Source organism: Pseudomonas sp. UBA6753 (assembly GCF_002453565.1).
Taxonomy (GTDB): domain Bacteria; phylum Pseudomonadota; class Gammaproteobacteria; order Pseudomonadales; family Pseudomonadaceae; genus Aquipseudomonas; species Aquipseudomonas putida_Z.
The window spans coordinates 24,314-45,760 of the sequence record NZ_DKHD01000018.1 but is presented as its reverse complement, the minus strand read 5'-3'; the positions used below and the strand labels follow the sequence as shown (position 1 = coordinate 45,760).

Genomic DNA, 21,447 nt, shown 5'->3' with positions numbered 1-21,447 from the left:
AAAATCACACCCAGGGCACACACCCCATGACCCGTTCCCCCCTGCGCCGCCTGATCTTCGGCGCCCTGCGTCGCCTGTTGTACCTGTGGGTGCGCTCCGAGACCATCAACCAGTCCTCCCTCACCCTCAAGCTCGACCGCAGCCGCCCAGTGTTCTATGCCCTGCCCTCGCCCGCGCTCACCGACCTGGCCGTGCTCGACCATGAATGCACCAAGGCAGGCCTGCCGCGCCCGGTGCTGCCGGTGGCGGTTGGCCCGCTGCAGGAACCGGCGGCGTTCTTCTACCTGACCCCGGACCCGGACTGGCTCGGCCGCCATGACAAGCGCGGCGCCCCGCCTACCCTGGAGCGCCTGGTCGCCGCCGTCAGCCAGCATGCCGAAGAGGATGCGCAGATCATTCCGGTCAGTGTGTTCTGGGGCCAGACCCCGGCGAGCGAATCCAGCCCGTGGAAGTTGCTGTTCGCCGACAGCTGGGCGGTTACCGGGCGCCTGCGCCGGCTGCTGACCGTGCTGATCCTCGGGCGCAAGACCCGGGTGCAGTTCTCCGCGCCCATCCACCTGCGCGAACTGGTACAGCACAACAAGGGCCACGAGCGCACCGTGCGCATGGCCCAGCGCCTGATGCGCGTGCACTTTCGCAACCTCAAGACCGCCGTCATCGGCCCGGACATCTCGCACCGGCGCAACCTGGTCAAGGGCCTGATCCACGCGCCCCAGGTGCGCCAGGCCATCGTCGATGAGGCGCAGCGCGAAAACCTGCCGCTGGCCAAGGCCGAAGCCCAGGCTCTGCGCTATGGCAACGAGATCGCCTCGGACTACACCTACACCGCCATCCGCTTCCTCGAAGTGGTGCTGAGTTGGTTCTGGAACAAGATCTACGACGGCATCAAGGTCAACCACATCGAGCAGGTGCAAGGCATCGCCCCCGGCCACGAAGTGATCTATGTGCCGTGCCACCGCAGCCATATCGACTACCTGCTGCTGTCGTACCTGCTGTTCCGCAACGGCCTGACACCGCCGCACGTGGCCGCGGGCATCAACCTCAACATGCCGCTGGTGGGTAACCTGCTGCGCCGTGGCGGTGCCTTCTTCATGCGCCGCACGTTCAAGGGCAACCCGCTGTACACCGCGGTGTTCAATGAGTACCTGCACACCCTGTACACCAAGGGCTTCCCGGTCGAGTACTTCGTCGAAGGCGGCCGCTCACGCACCGGGCGCATGCTGCAGCCGCGCACCGGGATGCTGGCCATTACCCTGCGCAGCTTCCTGCGTTCGTCGCGCACGCCGATCGTGTTCGTGCCGGTGTACATCGGCTACGAGCGCGTGCTCGAAGGCCGCACCTACCTGGGCGAGCTGCGCGGTGCCAGCAAGAAGAAAGAGTCGATCTTCGATATCTTCAAGGTGTTCGGCGCCCTCAAGCAGCGCTTTGGCCAGGTATACGTGAACTTCGGCGAGCCGATCCGCCTGGCCGGCTTCCTCGACCAGCAACAGCCCGGCTGGCGTGAACAGGACCACGGCCCGCAGTACCGCCCGGCCTGGCTCAACGCCACCACCACCCGCCTGGGCGAAACCGTGGCCCGCCACCTCAACGAGGCGGCCGCGATCAACCCGGTCAACCTGGTAGCCCTGGCGCTGCTGTCCACCAGCCGCCTGGCCCTGGACGAGCGCGCCCTGACCCGCGTGCTCGACCTGTACCTGGCCTTGCTGCGCCAGGTGCCCTACTCGCCGCACACCACCCTGCCCGACGGCGACGGCCAGGCGCTGATCGAGCACGTGCGCGGCATGAATCTGGTGGCCGAGCAGAAGGACGCCCTGGGCCGCATCCTTTACCTGGATGAAGGCAACGCGGTACTGATGACCTATTACCGCAACAACGTGCTGCACATCTTCGCCCTGCCGGCGCTGCTGGCCAGCTTCTTCCTCAGCAGTTCGCGCATGAGCCGCGAACTGCTGAGCCAGTATGTGCACGCGCTGTACCCCTACCTGCAGGCCGAACTGTTCCTGCGCTGGACGCCGGAGCAACTGGATGCGGTGATCGACCAGTGGCTGACCGCACTGGTCGAGCAAGGGCTGCTGCGCCAGGACAACGACACCTACATTCGCCCGGGACCCAGCTCGCGGCAGTTCGTGTTGCTGACCCTGCTCGCCCGCACCATCACCCAGACCCTGCAGCGCTTCTACATGGCCACCTCGCTGCTGCTGAACAGCGGGCAGAACAGCCTCAGCGCCGAAGAACTGGAAGACCTGTGCGTGATGATGGCCCAGCGCCTGTCGATCCTGCACGGCCTGAACGCCCCGGAGTTCTTCGACAAGACCCTGTTCCGCCACTTCATCCAGACCCTGCTCGAGCAAGGCGTGCTGCATGCAGATGCCCAGGGCAAGCTGGGTTATCACGACAAGCTCGGCGAGCTGGCCGAAGGCGTGGCCAAGCGCGTGCTGTCGGCGGAGCTGCGCCTCTCGATCCGCCAGGTGGCATTGCACCAAGATGAGCCTGCGGAGGTTATGCAAAGGTAGTCTTTCAGGCTGCTCTCGGCCCTTGGGAGGGATCAGGATCACGGCGCTACTTCAAGCCCATCCCTCTCAAGGAGCACCAACATGACTCAAATGAAGACGCTGGACGTTGAAATCGTTTCCTCAGGCGATAACACGCTCGCACCGTCCGGCCTGGTTGAATTGAAGCTGATCGATATTTCGAAGGCAGATGCGCGCTCCATCAGCCTTGCCGAGTTGCGTCTGCGCTGTGGCGGCCTGATGCCGATCAATCTGCCGCTGACGTTTGATACCAGCCTTATCGACCCACGCCGCAGCTATGCCCTCGCCGCGCGCATCGAGATAGACGGCCAGCTGCGCTACATCAACACCAGCCGTCACTCGATAGAACCAGCCACGGTATCGGGTATACAACGGGTAACTGTCGACCCGGTTGCCACCTGAAACGCTCTCCTGTCGGTGCCGCCCTGTGGACTACACAGGGCGGCCTCGCCGTTTCAAGCGTTGCCAACTGGATGCAATCAGCCTGCGACCGCCGCGCCGCAGCTGAATATTACGCTTTGCCTTGCTCTCCCACTCTTTGTCGCATCTTCATCAAGGACCCACCAGAAGAAATCCGCTAAAGTCCCTGGGGTTGGCCACAAGCCAACGCCAAGGACTTCGGAGATACCATGAAAAAGCTCTTTATGCTGTGTTGCGCATCCTTGCTCGCAGCCTGTTCCAGCCACACCCCGTCCAACCAGGCCAGCCTGGATGGCGAAGTCTTCTACCTGCAGCGCAGCGCCCTGCCACCTGCCGCCACCCTCAGCGTGGAACTGCAGGACGTCTCGCTGATGGACGCCCCGGCGGTGCCCCTGGCCCGCCAGGCCGGCCCGGTCAAGGGCAACGTACCGCTGCCGTTTCACCTCACCTACGACCCGGCCCAGGTCAAGCCCGGCCACCGCTATGCGGTAAGCGCGCGCATCGAGCTGGACGGCAAGCTGCTGTTCATCAACACCGAACACCACGGCGTCATGCTCGACGGCAGTGACCCACAGCCCGTGCGGATCAAGGTCGATCCGGTCCGCTGATACCCGTACTCATCTGTTTACAAGGAAAGCTTCATGATCCGCACTTCCCTGCGTTTCACCACCCTGTGCGCCGGCCTGCTGCTGTCGGCCAGTGCCCTGGCCCTGTCGCTGGGCGACCTGACCCAGAAAGACGCCACCGGCGGCCTGAAAGATGCCCTGACCCAAGGCGCACAACTGGCCGTCAAGCAGCTGAGCACCCCGGGCGGCTTCAGCAACAACCCGGACGTGCGCATCGAACTGCCAGGCAACCTGGGCAAGGCCGCCAAGGCGATGAAGATGTTCGGCAAGGGTGAACAGGTCGAAGCCCTGGAAACCAGCATGAACAAGGCCGCCGAGGCTGCCGTGCCGCAGGCCCAGGCGATTCTGGTGGATGCCGTGAAGAACATGAGCGTGACCGATGCCAAGGGCATACTCAGCGGCGGTGACGACTCGGCTACCCAGTACCTGAACAAGAGCAGCCGCGAGCAGATCCGCGCCAAGTTCCTGCCGATCGTCAAGCAGGCTACCGACAAGGTTGGCCTGGCTCAGCAGTACAACAACTTTGCCGGGCAGGCCGTGGCGTTGGGTGTGGTCGATGCCAAGAGCGCCAGCATCGAGAACTACGTGACTGAAAAGGCACTGGATGGCCTGTTCGAAATGATTGCCAAGCAGGAGCAGAGCATTCGCCAGAACCCGGCTGAAGCGGCTACCAGCCTGGCCAAGAAGGTCTTCGGCGCCCTCTGAGGGCACTGGGGGCTGCTTTGCAGCCCATCGCGACACAAGGCCGCTCCCACATTGATCGGCGAATGCAGGACCTTTGTGGGAGCGGCCTTGTGTCGCGATAGGAGGGCAAAGCCCTCCCCTGCGACGTTCAGCCCTTCTTCACCCTGAACCAGGCCGCATACAAAGCCGGCAAGAACAGCAGGGTTAGCACCGTGGCCACGATCAACCCGCCCATGATCGCCACCGCCATTGGCCCGTAGAACACACTGCACGACAACGGAATCATCGCCAGCACCGCAGCCAGTGCTGTCAGCACGATCGGGCGGAAGCGCCGCACCGTGGCTTCGATGATCGCCTGCCAGCGCTCCAGCCCCGCCGCGATGTCCTGCTCGATCTGGTCCACCAGGATCACCGAGTTGCGCATGATCATTCCCGCCAGGGCAATGGTGCCGAGCATGGCGACAAAGCCGAACGGCTGGCGGAAAACCAGCAAGAACAAGGTCACGCCAATCAGCCCCAGCGGCGCGGTGAGGAACACCATCACCGTGCGCGAGAAGCTGCGCAGCTGGATCATCAGCAAGCTCAGCACCACCACCACGAACAGCGGCATGCCGGCATTCACCGACTTCTGCCCGCGCTCGGAGTCCTCGACCGTGCCGCCCACTTCCAGCAAATAGCCATCCGGCAGCTTGGCGCGGATGTCATGCAGGGTCGGCTCGATCTGCTTCACCAGCGTCGCCGGCTGCTCCTTGTCGTAGATATCGGCGCGCACGGTCACCGTCGGCAAGCGGTTACGGTGCCAGATGATGCCTTCCTCGAAGCCGTACTCCAGGGTCGCAACCTGCGACAGCGCCACGCTCTGGCCATTGTCGGTCGGCAGTGCCAGGCTGCCGAGGTTGCCCAGCTCGCTGCGTTCCTCGCGGGTGCCGCGCAGCAGGATCTCGATCAGCTCGTTGTCCTCGCGGTACTGGCTGACCGTGGTGCCGGTCAGCGAGCTTTGCAGGAAGCTCGACAGGTGCGCGGTGCTCACGCCCAGGGCGCGGGCGCGGTCCTGGTCGATCTCGAGGAACACCGCCTTGCTCGGCTCCTCCCAGTCCAGGTGAACGTTGACGACATGCGGGTTCTGGCGCACCTTGTCGGCCACTTCGCGGGCCAGCGCACGCGCCTTCTCGATGTGCTCGCCAGTCACCCGGAACTGCACCGGGTAACCCACGGGCGGGCCGTTTTCCAGGCGGGTGACCCGGGCACGCAGGTCGGGGAACTGCTGGTCCATGGTGCTGATCAGCCAGCTGCGCAGGCGCTCGCGGTCTTCCATCGACTTGGCCAGTACCACGAACTGGGCGAAGCTGGCCGCCGGCAGCTGCTGGTCCAGCGGCAGGTAGAAACGCGGCGAACCGGTGCCCACATAGGCCACGTAGTTGTCGATACCCTCCTGCTGCTTGAGCAACGCCTCCAGTTGCTTGACCCGCTCGGCGGTGTTGGCCAGCGAGGCACCCTCGGCCAGTTTCAGGTCGACCATCAGTTCCGGGCGCCCGGAGGCCGGGAAGAACTGCTGGGGCACGAAACGGAACAGCAGGATACTGCCGACAAAGGCGGCAATGGTCAGCAGGATCACCGTCTTGCGCCGCCGCACGCACCACTCCACCACACGCCGTACACGCTGGTAGAACGGTGTGGCGTAAGGGTCTGGCGCGTGGCCATCCTTGCCATGGCGCGCGGCATGCAGCCTGGCCAGGTCCGGCAGCAGGCGCTCGCCCAGGTAAGGCACGAATACCACGGCGGCCACCCAGGAGGTCAGCAAGGCGATGGTCACCACCTGGAAGATCGAACGGGTGTATTCGCCCGTACTGGAGGCTGCCGTGGCAATGGGCAGGAAGCCCGCCGCCGTGATCAGAGTGCCGGTGAGCATCGGGAAGGCGGTGCTGCTCCAGGCGTAGCTGGCCGCCTTGAGGCGGTCGTAGCCCTGCTCCATCTTGATCGCCATCATTTCCACGGCAATGATCGCGTCATCGACCAACAAGCCCAAGGCCAGCACCAGCGCGCCAAGGGAGATCTTGTGCAGGCCGATGCCGAAGTAGTGCATGGCGGCGAAGGTCATGGCCAGCACCAGCGGGATGGCCAGCGCCACCACCAGCCCCGTGCGCAGGCCCAGCGAGAAGAAGCTCACCAGCAACACGATGACCAGCGCCTCGACCAGCACCTGGACAAACTCGCCCACGCCAGCCTTGACCGCCGCCGGCTGGTCCGAAACCTTGCGCAGCTCCATGCCGGCCGGCAGGCTGCGCGCCAGGCGCTCGAACTCGCTTTCCAATGCCTTGCCCAGCACCAGGATGTCGCCGCCGTCCTTCATCGAAACCGCCAGGCCAATGGCATCCTCGCCCATGAAGCGCATGCGCGGTGCGGGCGGGTCGTTGAAGCCGCGGTACACCTCGGCCACATCGCCGATACGGAAGGTGCGGTCACCCACGCGGATGGGGAACTGGCGAATCTGCTCGACGCTGTCGAAGCGCCCGCTCACCCGCAGTTGCAGGCGCTCGCTGGGCGTTTCGAAGAAGCCGGCGGTGCTGACCGCATTCTGTTCCTGCAGGGCCTGCTGCACGGCCTCCAGCGGCACGCCGAGGGTGGCCAGCTTGAGGTTGGACAGCTCGATCCAGATTTTCTCGTCCTGCAGGCCGATCAGCTCGACCTTGCCCACGTCCTTGACCCGCTGCAACTGGATCTGGATACGGTCGGCATAGTCCTTGAGCACCGCGTAATCGAAGCCCTCACCCGTCAGCGCATAGATATTGCCGAAGGTGGTGCCGAACTCGTCATTGAAGAACGGGCCCTGGATTTCCGGCGGCAAGGTGTGGCGGATGTCCGCGACCTTCTTGCGGATCTGGTACCACAGCTCGGGGATGTCCTTGGAATGCAGCGAGTCGCGGGCCATGAAGGTGACCTGCGATTCGCCCGGGCGAGAGAACGACACGATCCGCTCGTACTCGCCGGTTTCCATCAGCTTCTTCTCGATGCGCTCGGTGACCTGGCGCGACACTTCCTCGGCAGTAGCACCAGGCCACAGGGTACGGATGACCATGGCCTTGAAAGTGAACGGCGGGTCCTCGCTCTGGCCGAGTTTGGTGTAGGACATGGCGCCAATGGCCGCCAGCAGGATCATCAGGAACAGGACGATCTGGCGGTTGCGCAGCGCCCAGGCAGAAAGGTTGAAACCCATCGGGACTTACTCCTTGGCCGTCAGGTTCACTACGCGGTTGGTACGGTCCACGGGGCGTATCTCCTGGCCCTCGCGTAATACATGGCCACCCGCGGCGACTACCCAGTCGCCGGGAGCGAGGCCTTCGAGCACGGGCACGCTGTCGGCGCCGTAGGGCCCCAGGCGCACCACTGCCCGCTCCAGGCGGCTGTCCTTGTTGACCCGCCAGACGTAGGCCTGGCCGTTTTCCGCAGTGACTGCCGACAGCGGCACCGCCAGCGGGATCAGCCCTTCGTGGGCGATGAACACCCGGGCGCTCTGGCCCAGCTCCGCCGGCGTGGCGGCCGTGGTAAAGGCGATGCGGGCAGCAAAGGTGCGCGAACGCGGGTCGGCGGCCGGTGACAACTCGCGGATACGCCCCTGAAAGCGCTCTTGCGGGTGCGACCACAACTCCACGCTCACCGGCTGGCCCACGGCGAAGCGGGCGAACTGCTGCTCCGGCAGGCCGATGGCCACTTCCCGCTCGCCATCGGCGGCCAGGGTGAACACGGTCTGCCCTGCGGCGACCACCTGGCCCACTTCCACCTGGCGCTTGGCAATCACCCCGGCCTGGGGTGCGCGCAGCACAGCATATTCAGCCTGGTTGCCAGCCACGTCGAACTCGGCCTTGGCCTGTTTCAGCCGGGCCAGGCCGGCGCGGTAGAGGTTTTCGGCGTTGTCGAACTGGGAATGGCTGACCATCTGCCGGTCCAGCAGCTTCTGGTAGCGATCGCGCTCGGCGCGCACCAGCGACAGGTTGGCCTCGGCGGCCGCCAGCTGGGCACGGTTGGCTTCCAGTTGCAGGCGCACATCCTGCGGGTCCAGCTCGGCCAGCGGCTGGTCGGCCTTGACCCGCTGCCCTTCCTCGACCAGGCGTTTGCTGACCTTGCCGCTAATGCGGAAAGCCAGTTCCGGCTCGAAGCGCGCCCGCACTTCGCCGGGGTAACTGTCGGCAGCGGCTTCGGCCGGCTGCGGCTGCACCACCAGCGCCGGGCGCGGCGCTGCAGGTGGGGCGGCTTCCTGGCCGCACGCCGCCAGCAACAGCACGGCAGCGGCGGACAGAGCGATGGACAAGGCATGGCGCAACATGATGAATCCTTTCGCGGAGGGCACATTCAATATTTGTACTGGAGAGTATATTAAATCAGGCAACGGATGCCGGGAAGAGGCGGCAAGATCTAGACGGTGGAATACCAGCCGCTGAAGCACCCGAACACGGGCAATCCTGACGATGCCGTCAATCTGCTGAACAAGGTGTTCATCGGCATCGCCGCCAACTTCACCTCGGCCTTCGGCAACGATGGTGCCGGTACGCTCACCTATGCCCTGCGCGTCGTGACGAGCGCCTCTGGCCTGACCGACACGGCCACCGGCTCGGCAGTCAACCTGTCGCTCAATGGCGCCGTGGTGGAAGGCCGTTCGCCATCGGCAACCATCTGGTGTTCACCGTAAGCGTCGCCAGCAACGGTTCCGTTACCCTCGACCAGCTTCGCGCCATCGTGCACCCCGACACCAGTAACCCCGATGACTCGAAGATCCTGACCGCCAACAACCTGGTGACCTTGACTGCGACCAAGACCGACGGAGATCGTGTTCTTCTCCGCCAAAGCACTCGCCTCGACGGCGAATCCTCGACCAGTACGATGCCAAGCACGCCCTCCTCGATGGCCTGGGCAACGGGGACGGTCTCGTACACCCCCTTGAGCACCAGCACTTTCATTCCGCCAGTGCGCGCGAGTTCGGCAACTACCCCGAGCGGGTCCAGCGCATCTGGAACCCGTCAATTTTTCGCCATGCGTTGGGCTTTTGCTGCACTCGATCTCCTACCTCACTGTCGATCAGCTTTTCGCTGACAAACAGCAGGTTTTGCCCGCAGGCTTTAGCCGGATGGCGCCTGACCCGTTAAGATGGTGTTTCTTCAACCAGATGCAGACCACAATGTCCAACGACGCCCCCATCGGCCCGGGCCGGCCCAAGGATCTGGCCAAACGCGAGGCGATTCTCGAAGCAGCCAAGGCCCTGTTCCTCAGCCTTGGCTACGCCAACACCAGCATGGATGCGGTCGCTGCGGCGGCAGGTGTTTCAAAGCTCACCGTATACAGCCACTTCACCGACAAGCAGACGCTGTTCGGCTCGGCGGTCATGGCAACCTGCCAGATCCAGTTGCCCGACCTGCTGTTCGAGTACCCCGAGGGGGCGCCGGTGGAAGAGGTGCTGCTGACCATTGCCCGTGGCTTTCAGGCGCTGATCAGCAGCGATGAGGCGGTCAAGCTCAGCCGCCTGATCATGGCCCAGGGCAGCCTCGACCCGAGCTTTGGCGAGTACTTCTACGAAGCCGGGCCCAAGCGCGTGCTGGCGGGGATGGAAGCATTGCTGCGCGGGGCGCACGAGCGCGGGCTGCTGCGCATCGACAACCCGCTGCGTGCGGCGGAGCACTTCTTCTGCCTGGTCAAGGGCGCACCGGATTACCGGTTGCTGCTGGGATGCGCGGGGCCGCTGGAGGGGGATGAGGCCGAGGCGCATGTGCGCGAGGTGGTAGGGGTGTTCTTGCGGGCATTCCGCCCCTGAAGCAATGTCAATGACATACATGGCATTCAAGCAGCGCGGTCATTGTGGGAGCGGGTGTGCCCGCGAACACCGGCGGAGCCGGTGCCAGGCACCGAGTTGCCGACTTCGCGGGCACGCCCGCTCCCACAATGACCCGCGCTAGCCGGCCACATCGGGAAAGCTCAGGCCTTGAGGGCCTTCTTAGGGTAAATGTCATACCGGCTCGACTTGCCCTCCAGGCTGTGGCTCGGCTTCGGCCCGTCGATGATCGGCGCCTTGCGCGGCCGCTTCACCACCACCCGGTGGCTGGCCAGCGCCAGGGCAGCTTCGAGCAGGGCCGGGGCATCCAGGTCATCACCCACCAAGGGCCGGAACACCCGCATTTCCTTCTTCACCAGCGCACTCTTGTCCCGGTGCGGGAACATCGGGTCAAGGTAGATCACCTGTGGCGCCTCGCCTTCCCAGGCGCGCATGCGCTCGATGGCGTTGCCGGTCAGCAGGCGCATGCGCCCCACGATCGGCCCCACCTCTTCATCCGACCGCGCCCGCGCCAGGCCGTCCTCCAGCAATGCAGCAATCAGCGGCTGGCGTTCGATAAGGGTCATCTGGCAGCCCAGGCTGGCCAGCACGAACGCGTCCTTGCCCAGCCCGGCGGTGGCATCCAGCACCTGCGGACGCACGCCTTGGGCAATGCCCACCGCCTTGGCGATCATCTGCCCGTTGCCACCACCGAACATGCGCCGGTGCGCGGCCTGGCCTTCGACAAAGTCGACCCGCACCGGCCCCGGGGCCTGCGGGCCCAATTGCTGGATCTGCAAGCCATCAACGCCCACCTGCACGGCAAACCCGGCAGCATCGTCCTGCAGCGGCAACTCAAGGCGCTGTGCCCACGCAGCAGCTTGCGCCTCGAATTCAGCCGACAGCGCCTCGACCCGGATACCTGTGCCCTGCTCTTCCATCATTCACACCTAGAAATTGAACCCAGCCGTTAATGTATCGGCTACTTCGGCCGATACAGGCAATATCCCGCTATTCTGCCAGAGCACAACGCGCGCGACTGCCATGTCAGATACTCTTCCCATCGGCTTGACCTACCTGTCGCCTGTCGGCAACTACAGTCAGCACAACACCCAGGCACTCGGGGGCGTCAGCCACCTGTGGCAGGATTTCTTTGCCCGGGCCATGGCCGAGCAGCAGGAAGAGCCGGTAGACAGCGTCAGCCAGTCGTTCGTGCAATACGACCAGAGCAGCGGCGAGCCGATCGGCGGCGCCCGTGCGCTGGCCCTGATCGACGCCCAGCGTGCCTGCCCGGTACACGACACCGAGGTGGCACCGCCCGAGCCACTGTTCCTGCCCAAGGCAGAACTCGAAGCCAACCTGCTGCCGCCCGCCCCCGAGCCGTTCAGCGCAGTCGAGTTGATCGAGCAGCAGCGCCAGCTCGACATCAGCAACAGCTGGCTACGCCCGGTGGTGATGAGCCAAGGTCACCCGATTGCCGAACCCGGCCCCGGCCCTACCCCGCGCTCGCTGTTCCTGCCGATCGCCGAGTTCGAGACCAACCTGCTGGACCCGGCGCCCGAACCGTTCGATGACGCCACCCTGGCCAAGCAACAGAACGACCTGGAGTTCGACATCCACTGGGCACGCCCGGTGGTGCTGAACAACGTGCGCGCCCACGCCTGAACGTGCCCACGCTCAACGACAGATCTGCCAGCGGCCCATGTCCACATGAAAGTGGTTGTGGTGTGCAGCGTTGTAGTCCGGCCCCAGTACCGTGCTGAAGCTGTCACAGGCCGCCTGCTGCACCTGACGAAGGAATTCCGCTTTTTGCCCGCCCGCCTGCCAGTCCCGCGCGAGGACGATGCGCTGGCCGTCCTGCAGGCGAAAGCCACTGATGTCCAGGGCATCGGCCGTGGCGTGCTGGCTCAGCCGGCCCTGCTTGCGGTGGTAGACATTGCGGCAGGCAAAACTGCCCAGGTGGTCGACCTGAACCACCGGCTGCCCCAACACCCGTTGCGCTACAGGCTGCAGGCCATGGTTTTCGAACAGTGCATACGCCACTGCCAACGGACAGCTGGCCAGGAAGCTGCCGCCGAGCCGCGCCTGACCACCGTCGATACGCCATACGTTTCGCAATGGGCAGTCGGCAGCAGCCGAACTGTCGGCTTGTGCCCGGTAGCGCAACTGGCTGGTTTGAAGTGCCAGGCGACACAGCATCGGGTCATCACGAAGGCGGGAAAGCTTGTAGGGGGTCAGCAGGTTGGGGGGCTGACGCACGTCCAGCGGCGCCCACGGGTTCCACGCGGCGGGCAGCCGCCAACCCAGGTGCCAGGCCAGCCCCGCAAGCAACGACAGGCCGGCCAGCAACGCCAGCACGGCCCTCATCAGCGGCGGAACAGGTCGTTGAGTTGGGCGAACGGCAGCGCCTGCTCACCGTAGCCGAAGGTGCCCTCATCGCGAATCTCCAGCGCAGCCCGGTGGAAGGCCCCCAACGCGGCACGGGCAAGCGACGAGCCGACGCTGATGCGGCGTACACCCAGGTCCTGCAACTGGTTGACGCTCAGCGGCACGCCCGCCATGCCCATCAGCACATTCACCGGCCGCGGCGCGACGGCCTGCACCACCGCGCGGATTTCCTCGACAGTACGCAGCCCGGGCGCATAGAGCACATCAGCACCGGCCTCGGCATAGGCCTGCAGGCGCAGGATGGTGTCGTCCAGGTCCATGCGCCCGTGCAGCAGGTTCTCTGCCCGGGCGCACAGGGTGAACGGGAACGGCAGGCTGCGTGCGGCCTGCACGGCTGCGCGCACACGCTCCACTGCCAGCCCGAAATCATAGATCGGCGTATCGCTGTGACCACTGGCATCCTCGATAGAGCCACCCACCAAGCCGACTTCGGCGGCCCGCAGAATGGTCTGGGCGCAATCTTCGGGCAGGTCGCCAAAGCCGTTCTCCAGGTCAGCGGCCACCGGCAAGGGGGTAGCGTCGACAATCTCGCCAGCATAATCGAGGGTATCGTCCAGGCTCAAGGCGCCTTCGGCGTCCGGCCGGCCCAGGCTGAAGGCCAGGCCGGCACTGGTGGTGGCCAGCGCCTCGAAGCCCAGGCTGGCCAGCAACTTGGCCGAGCCGGCATCCCACGGGTTGGGGATGACGAAGGCGCTGTCACGCTCGTGCAGGGCCTTGAAGGCTTCGGCTCGCAGGGTTTGCACATCCATGGTTCAACCTCCGGCAGTCAGGGAAAGGTCAGAGTAGCCCCAGTTGTTCGACCTCGGGGGTGCGCGGCAATTCCGGCAACGCGGCAAGGCCTGGCAGGCGCTGCATCAGGCGTTGGTGAAAGCGCTGGGCCAACGCGGCGGCCAGGCGGTTGTCCGAGGTGTGCAGGAAGATGTAGGGGTTGCGGCCTTCCTCGATCCAGGCGGCGACCTTGTCCACCCAGGGGGTAAGAAAGGCCTCGTTGGCCTCCAGCTGCGGGTGGCCAATGAAGCGCACCTGCGGGTGCTGGCTGAAGGCTGCCGGGCGTGGCGGTACCTTGGGCTTCTTCGCCTGCGCATGCAGCACGGCGGGGTCACGGGAGGTGCAGCTGAACAAGGCACGCGGGTCGAGGCAGATACGCTCCACGCCACGCTCATGCAGCAGGCGGTTGAGCAACCGCTCTTCTTCACCCTTGGCGAAGAAGGCCTGGTTGCGCACCTCCACGGCCACCGGCACTCCGACTTCGTCAAGGAAGTGGCAAAGCTCGCCCAGCCGTGCGGGGCTGAACTGGGCCGGCAACTGCAGCCAGTACGGCGCTACGCGCTGGCCCAGCGGGGCCATCAGGCGGGTGAAGTCAAAGGCCGGTTCCAGCTGATCGCGCAGGTCGCCTTCATGGCTGATGTCCCGCGGGAACTTGGCAGTGAAGCGGAAGTGTTCGGGCATGATCTGCGCCCAGCGCGCAATGGTGCCGGGTGCGGGACGTGCGTAGAAAGTGGTATTGCCCTCGACGGCGTTGAACACCTGGCTGTAGTAGCCGAGCATTTCACTGCTGTTGGCGTCGGCGGGATACAGGTAGTCGCGCCAGGCGTTTTCGCTCCATGACGGGCAACCGAGAAAATAAGGCAGTGGTGATGGACTCATCCACTAAATGTACAGGTCGAGCCCCAGCACTTCCATGTCCCAGTCGGTAAAACCGGCGGTGCTCAGGTAGCTGGCCAATGCGGTAGCGGTGCGGCGGTCACGGGCGCGGGGGAAGATCATGTCCTGCTGGCGGGCTGGCAGGCCACCGCTGCGACGGCGGGCGGTGGCTTCCTGAGGGGCGGTTTCGACCTCCTCGATCACCTCGGCATCATCGATGGCCTCGTCACGCACCGCTGCCTTGCGTGGGGTGCGCTTGATCGGGTAGGACTGCGATGAGAAACCGTCGATACGCATGGCATGAGCACTCAGAACCAATGATGGCAATTTAGCAGCATCAGGATTCCATCGCTAATGCTCGAGTGATAACTGGACCACAGATCGCGCAAAAGGTTTTAGTGTCATCGGCGATAACCGACGAACAACACTCAGCGCTTCTTGGGTGTCGCTACATTATCGCGCAGGTAGACCGGTTGTGCCTGTTCGGCAACGATCGCCTCACCGCGTGCCCAGGCAAAGCTGGCCAGGCTGAGGATGTCCAGGGCGTTGGGCAAGGCACTGGCATTGCTGGCTGCCACCTGCACCGCCAGGCGCTCGGCATAGCCCCAACCGGTACCGGCACCGAACCACTCGCCAGCGCTGCCCGCCGGCAGCGCCACCTGCTCGGGCGGCAGCACTGCCTCCTGGCCGACCAGGCGCATTTCGCCTTCGGTGGCCTGGTAGCAGCCCCAATACACTTCATCCATGCGCGCATCAATGGCGGCCGCCACATGCTGCACGCCGTGCTCGCGCAGCGCGCCCTGGGCCAGTGCGGCCAGGTTGGACACCGGCAAAACCGGGCGCTCCAGGGCGAAGGCCAGGCCCTGGACCACACCGATGGCAATGCGCACGCCGGTGAACGCGCCCGGGCCACGGCCAAAGGCGATGGCATCCAGCGCATTCAGCGCCACGCCGGACTCGGCCAGCAGCTGCTTGATCATCGGCAGCAGCTTCTGGGCATGCATGCGCGGGATCACCTCGTAATGGCTGGTTACCTTGCCGTCATGCAGCAGTGCGACGGAACAGGCTTCGGTGGCGGTATCCAGGGCCAGGAGGGTGGTCATCGAACGGGTATCCAGGTACTAGGGGGAAAAGAGCGGCAGTATAGAGCAGCGGCGGCGTTGTGTCCCGAAGGGGCAGCTGTACGGCCATTAATGCGCTACATGGCGAACTGGCGCGGTCTCTGTGGGAGCGGGCGCGCCCGCGAACACCGGCGCAGCCGGTGCCAGCCACCGCGTTGAATTCTTCGCGGGCACGCCCGCTCCCACAAAGGCCGCATCAGGGCCGCAATGCCGCGCCCCCACAAACGACAACGGCCCGCAAGCGGGCCGTTGTCGAGGTGCGTCGGGCGCTGGATCAGCTCAGGGCTGCCAGGACCTTGGCGGTGATGGCTTCGACCGAGCCGACGCCTTCGATGTGGCTGTACTTCGGCTTGCCGGCATTGGCGGCGGACAGCTTCTGGTAGAAGTCCACCAGCGGCTTGGTCTGGCTGTGGTAGACCGACAGGCGATGGCGAACGGTTTCTTCCTTGTCGTCATCACGCTGGATCAGGTCTTCACCCGTCTCGTCGTCCTTGCCTTCCACTTTCGGCGGGTTGTACTGAATGTGGTAGGTGCGGCCCGAGGCCAGGTGCACGCGGCGGCCAGCCATGCGGCCGACGATTTCCTCGTCGTCCACGGCGATTTCCACCACGGCGTCGATGTCGACACCGGCAGCGACCATGGCTTCGGCTTGCGGGATGGTACGTGGGAAGCCGTCGAACAGGCAGCCCTTGGCGCAATCAGGCTGGGCGATGCGCTCCTTGACCAGGCTGATGATCAACTCGTCGGAGACCAGCTGGCCGGCATCCATGACTTTCTTCAGTTCCAGGCCCAGCGGGGTACCGGCCTTGACGGCGGCACGCAGCATGTCACCGGTGGAAATCTGGGGGATACCGAACTTTTCGGTGATGAACTTTGCCTGAGTACCTTTACCGGCCCCGGGAGCTCCCAGCAGAATTACGCGCATCTCGTGCTCCTCAAATTTTTTTATGAAATTCAATGGATTCGGCGACCAGGGCCAAGTCCGGAAAATCGGGTATGACCATAAATCGGTCAGAAGGCTGCTCAAGATACACAGCGCCCGGCAGCCAGACAAGCGTCCCAAAGTTGCAGGAATGCGCCACCTACGGCTGGCCTGGCAGGCGGTTGCGCCCGGCGCAACCACCCTCTTCGCCCACTTGCATCCCCCGCACGGCACCTGCCCTGTGCGCCCCGGGCCTACCCTCAGCCGGTGTTGCGCAGGCCGGCTGCAATACCCGCCACAGTCACCAGCAAGGCCTGCTCCAACGGGCTGTCCAGAGCGGCTTCGCGGCTGCGCGAGCGGGCCAGCAACTCGGCCTGCAGGCGGTGCAACGGGTCCAGATAGGTATTGCGCAGGCTGATGAATTCCAGCGTCTCGGGGCTGTGCGCCAGTAGCACCGGCTGCCCGGTAAGGCCCAGTACCACCTGGCACGACTGCGACAATAGGTCGCGCAGGTGCGCACCCAAAGGCAGCAGGTGCGGTTGCACTAGACGTTCGTCGTAGGCCTCGGCGATCTGCGCATCGGCCTTGGCCAGCACCATCTCGAGCATGTCGATGCGGGTGCGGAAGAACGGCCATTGCTCGCGCATCTGCGCCAGCAGTTCACCCTGGCCACGGGCCAGGGCATTGTTCAATGCCGTTTCCCAGCCAAGCCAGGCCGGCAGCATCAGACGGGTCTGGGTCCAGCCGAAGATCCACGGAATGGCCCGCAGGCTTTCGATGCCACCGGCGCGACGCTTGGCCGGGCGGCTGCCCAGCGGTAGGCGCCCCAGTTCCTGCTCCGGGGTGGACTGGCGGAAGTACTCTACAAAATCGGGGTTCTCCCGCACCACGCCGCGGTAGGCCTTGACGCCATCGGCGGCCAGTTGGTCCATCACCTCGCGCCAGGCCGGCTGCGGTGGTGGCGGTGGCAACAAGGTGGCTTCGAGCACGGCGGCCAGGTACAGGTTCAGGTTCTGCTCGGCGATGCCCGGCAAGCCGAACTTGAAGCGGATCATCTCGCCCTGCTCGGTGGTGCGGAAGCGCCCCGCCACCGAACCCGGTGGCTGCGACAGGATCGCCGCGTGGGCCGGGCCACCGCCGCGGCCTACCGTGCCGCCACGGCCGTGGAACAGCAGCAACTCGACCTGGTGCTCGGCGCAGATACGCACCAGGTTTTCCTGGGCCCGGTACTGCGCCCAGGCTGCAGCCGTGGTACCAGCGTCCTTGGCCGAGTCGGAATAGCCGATCATCACTTCCTGCGGGCCGCGCAGGTTGGCGCGGTAGCCTGGCAGGCCGAGCAGGCGCTGCATCACCGGGCCAGCATTGTCGAGGTCGGCCAGGGTCTCGAACAGCGGCACCACGCGCATGGGCCGAGTCAGGCCGGCCTCCTTCAGCAGCAGCTGCACCGCCAGCACATCCGAGGCAGCACCGGCCATGGAGATGACGTAAGAGCCCAGCGAGGCGGCTGGTGCAGCGGCAATTTCCCGGCAGGTGGCCAGTACCTCGGCGGTATCGGCCTGCGGCTTGAAGTGCGCGGGCAGCAGTGGCCGGCGGTTTTTCAGCTCGGCCTGGAGGAACTCGATGCGCTGCTCTTCATCCCAGTCGGCATAGCGCCCCAGGCCCAGGTAGTCGGTAATCTCGCTCAACGCATCACGGTGGCGGGCGGCGTCCTGGCGCACGTCCAGGCGGCCCAGGAACAGGCCGAAGGTCACGGCGCGGCGCAGGCAGTCGAGCAACGGGCCTTCGGCGATCACACCCATGCCACAGGCGTGCAGGGACTGGTAGCACAGCTCCAGCGGCGCGATCAGGTCGCGGTTGTCCACCAGCACCTCGGCACTGGCCGGCTGGCTGCTGGTCAATGCCGAATGCGCCCAGGCGCGCGTCGCCCGCAGGCGATCGCGCAGTTGCTTGAGCAGGGAACGGTAGGGTTCGGCACTGTCGCCGACCCGCTCGCGCAGGGCATCGTCGGCCTGCTGCATGGACAACTCGGACGCCAGCGCATCGATGTCGCGCAGGAACAGGTCGGCAGCCATCCAGCGCGCCAGCAGCAGGACTTCGCGGGTGACCGCTGCGGTCACGTTGGGGTTGCCATCACGGTCACCGCCCATCCACGAGGCGAAGCGGATCGGCGCCGCCTCCAGCGGCAGGCGCAGGCCGGTAGCCTCCAGGAGGGCCTTGTCGACCTTGCGCAAATGGCTAGGGATGGCGTGCCACAGCGAATGCTCGATCACCGCGAAGCCCCACTTGGCTTCGTCCACCGGCGTCGGTCGGGTGCGGCGGATTTCTTCGGTGTGCCAGGCCTCGGCGATCAGCCGGCGCAGGCGCTCGCGCACCTGCTGGCGTTCGGCCGGGGTCAGGTCGCGGTGGTCCTGGGCCGCCAGTTGGCCGGCGATGGCGTCGTACTTCTGGATCAGGGTGCGGCGGGCCACCTCGGTGGGGTGCGCGGTGAGCACCAGCTGGATGTCGAGCTTGGCCAATTGCCGAGCCAGGGCATCATTGCTGTGCCCGGCCTGCTTCAGGCGCGCCAGCAGCTCGGGCAGCACCTGGGCCTCGAACGGCTCGGGCTGGTCGGCGTCGCGGCGGCGGATCAACTGGTACTGCTCGGCCATGTTGGCCAGGTTAAGGAACTGGTTGAAGGCCCTGGCCACGGGTAGCAAGTCTTCATCGGCCAGGTCCGCCAGAGTCGAGCTCAGTTGCTCGCCGGCAACGCGGCGGTCGGCCTTGGCACTGTGGCGGATGTCCTCGATCTTCTGCAGGAACGCCTCGCCATGCTGCTGGCGAATGGTGTCGCCGAGCAGCTCACCCAACACATGGACATCTTCACGCAAACGCACATCGATATCGGTCATTGGCCCTCTCTCCGGCGCGGCTCTGGCGCATTGCATCCCTTTTTCAGCCCTTACGCGATCCCCTGTGGGAGCGGGCTTGCCCGCGAAGAATCCAACGCGGTGCCTGGCACCGGCGTTGCCGGTGTTCGCGGGCACGCCCGCTCCCACAGAGGGTGCGACATACCTGGCAAGAGTGCCCACAGCCAGGCGCCGATGGCAAGCCGTGATCGGCCAAAGCAAACTAAAGTGAAAGCACGACACTCCCATGCATTGCAGCCCTTTCAGGCGTCAACAGAGGTCAGCATGAAAATCCGTGAACTCGCCCAGCACTGGGAACAGAATGCCGCCGGTACCCTCAGCCCCACGGGCCATGTCCTGCATCTGGACCTTGAGTCCGAAGCGCGCCTGGCCGCGCTGATCGACATGTACCCCAAGCGCACCGCCGAGGAACTGCTCGGTGAGCTGGTCGCGGCAGCCCTCGAGGAGCTGGAAGCCAGCTTCCCCTATGTGCAAGGCCGCCAGGTCATTGCCACCGACGAGGAAGGCGACCCGCTGTACGAGGACATCGGTCCTACTCCGCGCTTTCTGTCACTTTCGCGACAGCATCTGCACGCCCTGAGCAACCCGGCAGCCGACAGCGAGAAGTAACCCGCCGCCCCCGCTCCGGGCCTGGCAAAGGCCCGGAATACCGCTACGCCCCGCGAAAGTTCCGGGTGAATCGCACTGACCGATTAGTCAGAAATAGTTATCCGCTCAGGATGATTTTTTCTGAACTATCCGAAAAACGCGCCAGTCACAGCCAATAGCCATCACGCTAAAACCCTGCACACCTGCCGTTGTGCACCGTTGAGCTGAAGCGCGTGCACGTGTCAGGGAACGAGCGATGGACTGCTACGGACAACGTCGTAAACAGGAGTGATCCAATGGAACTGACCACCAAGAACACCCGCATCTACAAACCCTCATCCACTCATGTGCGCGGGTTCAAGCTGGCAGCGCTGGCCCTGGGCAGCAGCCTGATCCTGGCCGGCTGTGCGGGCAACCCGCCCACCGAGCAGTATGCAGTCACCCAGTCCGCCGTGAACTCCGCCGTCAGCGCTGGCGGCACCGAGTTCGCCGCCGTGGAAATGAAAGCGGCACAGGACAAGTTCAAGCAGGCCGAGATCGCCATGCATGACAAGAAATACGACGACGCCAGGCGCCTGGCCGAACAGGCCGAGTGGGACGCCCGCCTCGCCGAACGCAAGGCCCAGGCGGCCAAGGCCCAGAAGGCCGTGCAGGATGCCCGCCAGGGCGTTCAGGACGTACGTGAGGAAGGCCTGCGCAGCGCTCAGTGAGCCCTGCCCCGCCCACCTCGGCCTTCGCACACGATCAAAGGATGAACACTATGCGCAACTACGTCATGATTCCCGCCCTGCTGGCCCTGAGCGTCGGCCTTGCTGCCTGCTCGCACGACCCTAACGCCAACCTCGAATCGGCCCGCACCAACTTCTCCTCGCTGCAGAGCGACCCGCAATCGAGCAAGGTTGCAGCACTGGAGACCAAGGACGCCCAGGACTGGCTGAACAAGGCCGACAAGGCCTACATGGACCGTGAAGACGAGAAGAAGGTCGACCAGTTGGCCTACCTGACCAACCAGCGCGTCGAAGTGGCCAAGCAGACCATCGCCCTGCGCACAGCCGAAGGCGAACTGAAGAACGCCTCGGCCCAGCGCGCCCAGGCTAAGCTGGACGCCCGCGACGCACAGATCGCCAAGCTGCAGGACAGCCTCAACGCCAAGCAGACCGACCGCGGCACGCTGGTCACCTTCGGTGACGTGCTGTTCGACTTCAACAAAGCCGAACTCAAGAGCAACGCCTACCCGAACGTCACCAAGCTGGCGCAGTTCCTCCAGGAAAACCCGGAACGCAAGGTGATCGTCGAGGGTTACACCGACAGCGTCGGCTCGGCCAACTACAACCAGGGCCTGTCGGAGCGCCGCGCCAACAGCGTGCGCATGGCACTGGTACGTGCCGGCGTCGACCCGGCGCGCATCGTCGCCCAGGGCTATGGCAAGGAGTACCCGGTAGCGGACAACTCGAGCAATTCGGGGCGTGCGCAGAACCGTCGGGTGGAGGTGACCATCTCCAACGACAACCAGCCGGTGGCGCCGCGCTCGGTGAGCCAGGTACAGCAGTAAGGCTGGCTAGCTGAACTGACAAGCCCCGCGATCGAAGCGGGGCTTTCTTTTGCCTGTTCCGGCCTCTTCGCGGGCACGCCCGCTCCCACAGGTACGGCGCCCGTTTCGAGCTTTGCGCGATCCCTGTGGGAGCGGGCGTGCCCGCGAAGAGGCCAGTTCAGGCAGCAGATATCTTGAGCTTTGCACAGTCCCTGTGGGAGCGGCTTCA

General features: G+C 65.1%; 19 protein-coding genes and 1 pseudogene. 10 read left to right on the top strand and 10 right to left on the bottom strand.

The annotated features are described in order from the left end of the window. Positions 1-26: 26 nt before the first annotated feature. The 4 genes from plsB to B2790_RS07475 all read left to right on the top strand — a co-directional run bounded on the left by plsB (position 27) and on the right by B2790_RS07475 (position 4,282). Positions 27-2,513: a glycerol-3-phosphate 1-O-acyltransferase PlsB gene (gene plsB / locus B2790_RS07490; protein WP_286918557.1), complete on the top strand. Its 2,487-nt coding sequence runs from the start codon at positions 27-29 to the stop codon at positions 2,511-2,513. A gap of 81 nt (positions 2,514-2,594) precedes the next feature. Further along, positions 2,595-2,933 (top strand): YbaY family lipoprotein, encoded by a 339-nt coding sequence (locus tag B2790_RS07485; protein WP_286918556.1) that lies wholly within the window; start codon positions 2,595-2,597, stop codon positions 2,931-2,933. 227 nt (positions 2,934-3,160) lie between these two features. Then, on the top strand, positions 3,161-3,559 hold the full coding sequence (locus tag B2790_RS07480; protein ID WP_286918555.1) for a YbaY family lipoprotein: 399 nt from the start codon (positions 3,161-3,163) through the stop codon (positions 3,557-3,559). A gap of 33 nt (positions 3,560-3,592) precedes the next feature. After that, the gene (locus B2790_RS07475) at positions 3,593-4,282 is read left to right on the top strand and encodes a DUF4197 domain-containing protein (RefSeq protein ID WP_025337957.1); all 690 of its coding nucleotides are present in this window, start codon (positions 3,593-3,595) and stop codon (positions 4,280-4,282) included. Positions 4,283-4,409: 127 nt separating this feature from the next. On the opposite strand, the gene B2790_RS07470 is transcribed toward B2790_RS07475, so the two are convergent. Together B2790_RS07470 and B2790_RS07465 are read right to left on the bottom strand one after the other, a co-directional pair. Further along, positions 4,410-7,475, bottom strand: a complete 3,066-nt coding sequence (locus B2790_RS07470) for an efflux RND transporter permease subunit (RefSeq protein ID WP_286918554.1) — start codon at positions 7,473-7,475, stop codon at positions 4,410-4,412. Positions 7,476-7,481: 6 nt separating this feature from the next. Next, the gene (locus B2790_RS07465; protein WP_274079233.1) at positions 7,482-8,582 is read right to left on the bottom strand and encodes an efflux RND transporter periplasmic adaptor subunit; all 1,101 of its coding nucleotides are present in this window, start codon (positions 8,580-8,582) and stop codon (positions 7,482-7,484) included. Between the two features lie 96 nt (positions 8,583-8,678). On the opposite strand from B2790_RS07465, the pseudogene B2790_RS07460 reads away from it, so the two are divergent. Beyond that, positions 8,679-9,083: pseudogene (locus B2790_RS07460) on the top strand (DUF5801 repeats-in-toxin domain-containing protein); the annotation flags it as partial. A 336-nt stretch (positions 9,084-9,419) separates the two neighbouring features. Continuing rightward, the gene (locus B2790_RS07450; RefSeq protein ID WP_286918553.1) at positions 9,420-10,061 is read left to right on the top strand and encodes a TetR/AcrR family transcriptional regulator; all 642 of its coding nucleotides are present in this window, start codon (positions 9,420-9,422) and stop codon (positions 10,059-10,061) included. Positions 10,062-10,222: 161 nt separating this feature from the next. On the opposite strand, the gene B2790_RS07445 is transcribed toward B2790_RS07450, so the two are convergent. Beyond that, positions 10,223-10,999 (bottom strand): class I SAM-dependent methyltransferase, encoded by a 777-nt coding sequence (locus B2790_RS07445; RefSeq protein ID WP_025337951.1) that lies wholly within the window; start codon positions 10,997-10,999, stop codon positions 10,223-10,225. A gap of 103 nt (positions 11,000-11,102) precedes the next feature. On the opposite strand from B2790_RS07445, the gene B2790_RS07440 reads away from it, so the two are divergent. Beyond that, positions 11,103-11,723: an energy transducer TonB gene (locus B2790_RS07440; protein ID WP_137163124.1), complete on the top strand. Its 621-nt coding sequence runs from the start codon at positions 11,103-11,105 to the stop codon at positions 11,721-11,723. 12 nt (positions 11,724-11,735) lie between these two features. Here B2790_RS07440 and B2790_RS07435 read toward each other — a convergent pair whose 3' ends face one another. From B2790_RS07435 to ppc, 7 genes are all read right to left on the bottom strand, one after another. Further along, complete coding sequence (locus B2790_RS07435; protein ID WP_286918552.1) at positions 11,736-12,425, bottom strand: extensin family protein; 690 nt, start codon at positions 12,423-12,425, stop codon at positions 11,736-11,738. Further along, on the bottom strand, positions 12,425-13,255 hold the full coding sequence (locus B2790_RS07430; RefSeq protein ID WP_286918551.1) for an isocitrate lyase/PEP mutase family protein: 831 nt from the start codon (positions 13,253-13,255) through the stop codon (positions 12,425-12,427). Before B2790_RS07430 ends, B2790_RS07435 begins: the two co-directional genes overlap by 1 nt. 28 nt (positions 13,256-13,283) lie before the next feature. After that, positions 13,284-14,153, bottom strand: coding sequence for a DUF72 domain-containing protein (locus B2790_RS07425; RefSeq protein WP_085587642.1), 870 nt, complete (start codon positions 14,151-14,153; stop codon positions 13,284-13,286). Positions 14,154-14,156: 3 nt separating this feature from the next. Next, positions 14,157-14,447 (bottom strand): hypothetical protein, encoded by a 291-nt coding sequence (locus B2790_RS07420; RefSeq protein ID WP_025337946.1) that lies wholly within the window; start codon positions 14,445-14,447, stop codon positions 14,157-14,159. Between the two features lie 131 nt (positions 14,448-14,578). After that, the gene (tsaB, locus tag B2790_RS07415; RefSeq protein WP_286918550.1) at positions 14,579-15,253 is read right to left on the bottom strand and encodes a tRNA (adenosine(37)-N6)-threonylcarbamoyltransferase complex dimerization subunit type 1 TsaB; all 675 of its coding nucleotides are present in this window, start codon (positions 15,251-15,253) and stop codon (positions 14,579-14,581) included. Positions 15,254-15,545: 292 nt separating this feature from the next. After that, entirely contained in the window at positions 15,546-16,196 is a 651-nt protein-coding gene (gene adk, locus B2790_RS07410; protein WP_003259830.1) for an adenylate kinase, read from the bottom strand. Positions 16,197-16,453: 257 nt separating this feature from the next. After that, entirely contained in the window at positions 16,454-19,081 is a 2,628-nt protein-coding gene (gene ppc / locus B2790_RS07405; protein ID WP_286918549.1) for a phosphoenolpyruvate carboxylase, read from the bottom strand. 282 nt (positions 19,082-19,363) lie between these two features. Here ppc and B2790_RS07400 point away from each other — a divergent pair, with 282 nt between their 5' ends. The 3 genes from B2790_RS07400 (at position 19,364) to B2790_RS07390 (ending at position 21,239) form a co-directional block, all read left to right on the top strand. Next, on the top strand, positions 19,364-19,708 hold the full coding sequence (locus tag B2790_RS07400; RefSeq protein ID WP_013971223.1) for a type 1 pili tip component: 345 nt from the start codon (positions 19,364-19,366) through the stop codon (positions 19,706-19,708). A 275-nt stretch (positions 19,709-19,983) separates the two neighbouring features. Next, entirely contained in the window at positions 19,984-20,397 is a 414-nt protein-coding gene (locus tag B2790_RS07395; protein WP_274079229.1) for a DUF4398 domain-containing protein, read from the top strand. A gap of 50 nt (positions 20,398-20,447) precedes the next feature. Further along, positions 20,448-21,239 (top strand): OmpA family protein, encoded by a 792-nt coding sequence (locus tag B2790_RS07390; protein ID WP_025337942.1) that lies wholly within the window; start codon positions 20,448-20,450, stop codon positions 21,237-21,239. Positions 21,240-21,447 lie beyond the last annotated feature (208 nt).

Bases quoted from the DNA above. Each gene is read 5' to 3' on its own strand.
- plsB (WP_286918557.1), top strand. From the start codon at position 27: ATGACCCGTTCCCCCCTGCGCCGCCTGATCTTCGGCGCCCTGCGTCGC.
- B2790_RS07485 (WP_286918556.1), top strand. From the start codon at position 2,595: ATGACTCAAATGAAGACGCTGGACGTTGAAATCGTTTCCTCAGGCGAT.
- B2790_RS07480 (WP_286918555.1), top strand. From the start codon at position 3,161: ATGAAAAAGCTCTTTATGCTGTGTTGCGCATCCTTGCTCGCAGCCTGT.
- B2790_RS07475 (WP_025337957.1), top strand. From the start codon at position 3,593: ATGATCCGCACTTCCCTGCGTTTCACCACCCTGTGCGCCGGCCTGCTG.
- B2790_RS07470 (WP_286918554.1), bottom strand. From the start codon at position 7,475: ATGGGTTTCAACCTTTCTGCCTGGGCGCTGCGCAACCGCCAGATCGTC.
- B2790_RS07465 (WP_274079233.1), bottom strand. From the start codon at position 8,582: ATGTTGCGCCATGCCTTGTCCATCGCTCTGTCCGCCGCTGCCGTGCTG.
- B2790_RS07450 (WP_286918553.1), top strand. From the start codon at position 9,420: ATGCAGACCACAATGTCCAACGACGCCCCCATCGGCCCGGGCCGGCCC.
- B2790_RS07445 (WP_025337951.1), bottom strand. From the start codon at position 10,999: ATGGAAGAGCAGGGCACAGGTATCCGGGTCGAGGCGCTGTCGGCTGAA.
- B2790_RS07440 (WP_137163124.1), top strand. From the start codon at position 11,103: ATGTCAGATACTCTTCCCATCGGCTTGACCTACCTGTCGCCTGTCGGC.
- B2790_RS07435 (WP_286918552.1), bottom strand. From the start codon at position 12,425: ATGAGGGCCGTGCTGGCGTTGCTGGCCGGCCTGTCGTTGCTTGCGGGG.
- B2790_RS07430 (WP_286918551.1), bottom strand. From the start codon at position 13,255: ATGGATGTGCAAACCCTGCGAGCCGAAGCCTTCAAGGCCCTGCACGAG.
- B2790_RS07425 (WP_085587642.1), bottom strand. From the start codon at position 14,153: ATGAGTCCATCACCACTGCCTTATTTTCTCGGTTGCCCGTCATGGAGC.
- B2790_RS07420 (WP_025337946.1), bottom strand. From the start codon at position 14,447: ATGCGTATCGACGGTTTCTCATCGCAGTCCTACCCGATCAAGCGCACC.
- tsaB (WP_286918550.1), bottom strand. From the start codon at position 15,253: ATGACCACCCTCCTGGCCCTGGATACCGCCACCGAAGCCTGTTCCGTC.
- adk (WP_003259830.1), bottom strand. From the start codon at position 16,196: ATGCGCGTAATTCTGCTGGGAGCTCCCGGGGCCGGTAAAGGTACTCAG.
- ppc (WP_286918549.1), bottom strand. From the start codon at position 19,081: ATGACCGATATCGATGTGCGTTTGCGTGAAGATGTCCATGTGTTGGGT.
- B2790_RS07400 (WP_013971223.1), top strand. From the start codon at position 19,364: ATGAAAATCCGTGAACTCGCCCAGCACTGGGAACAGAATGCCGCCGGT.
- B2790_RS07395 (WP_274079229.1), top strand. From the start codon at position 19,984: ATGGAACTGACCACCAAGAACACCCGCATCTACAAACCCTCATCCACT.
- B2790_RS07390 (WP_025337942.1), top strand. From the start codon at position 20,448: ATGCGCAACTACGTCATGATTCCCGCCCTGCTGGCCCTGAGCGTCGGC.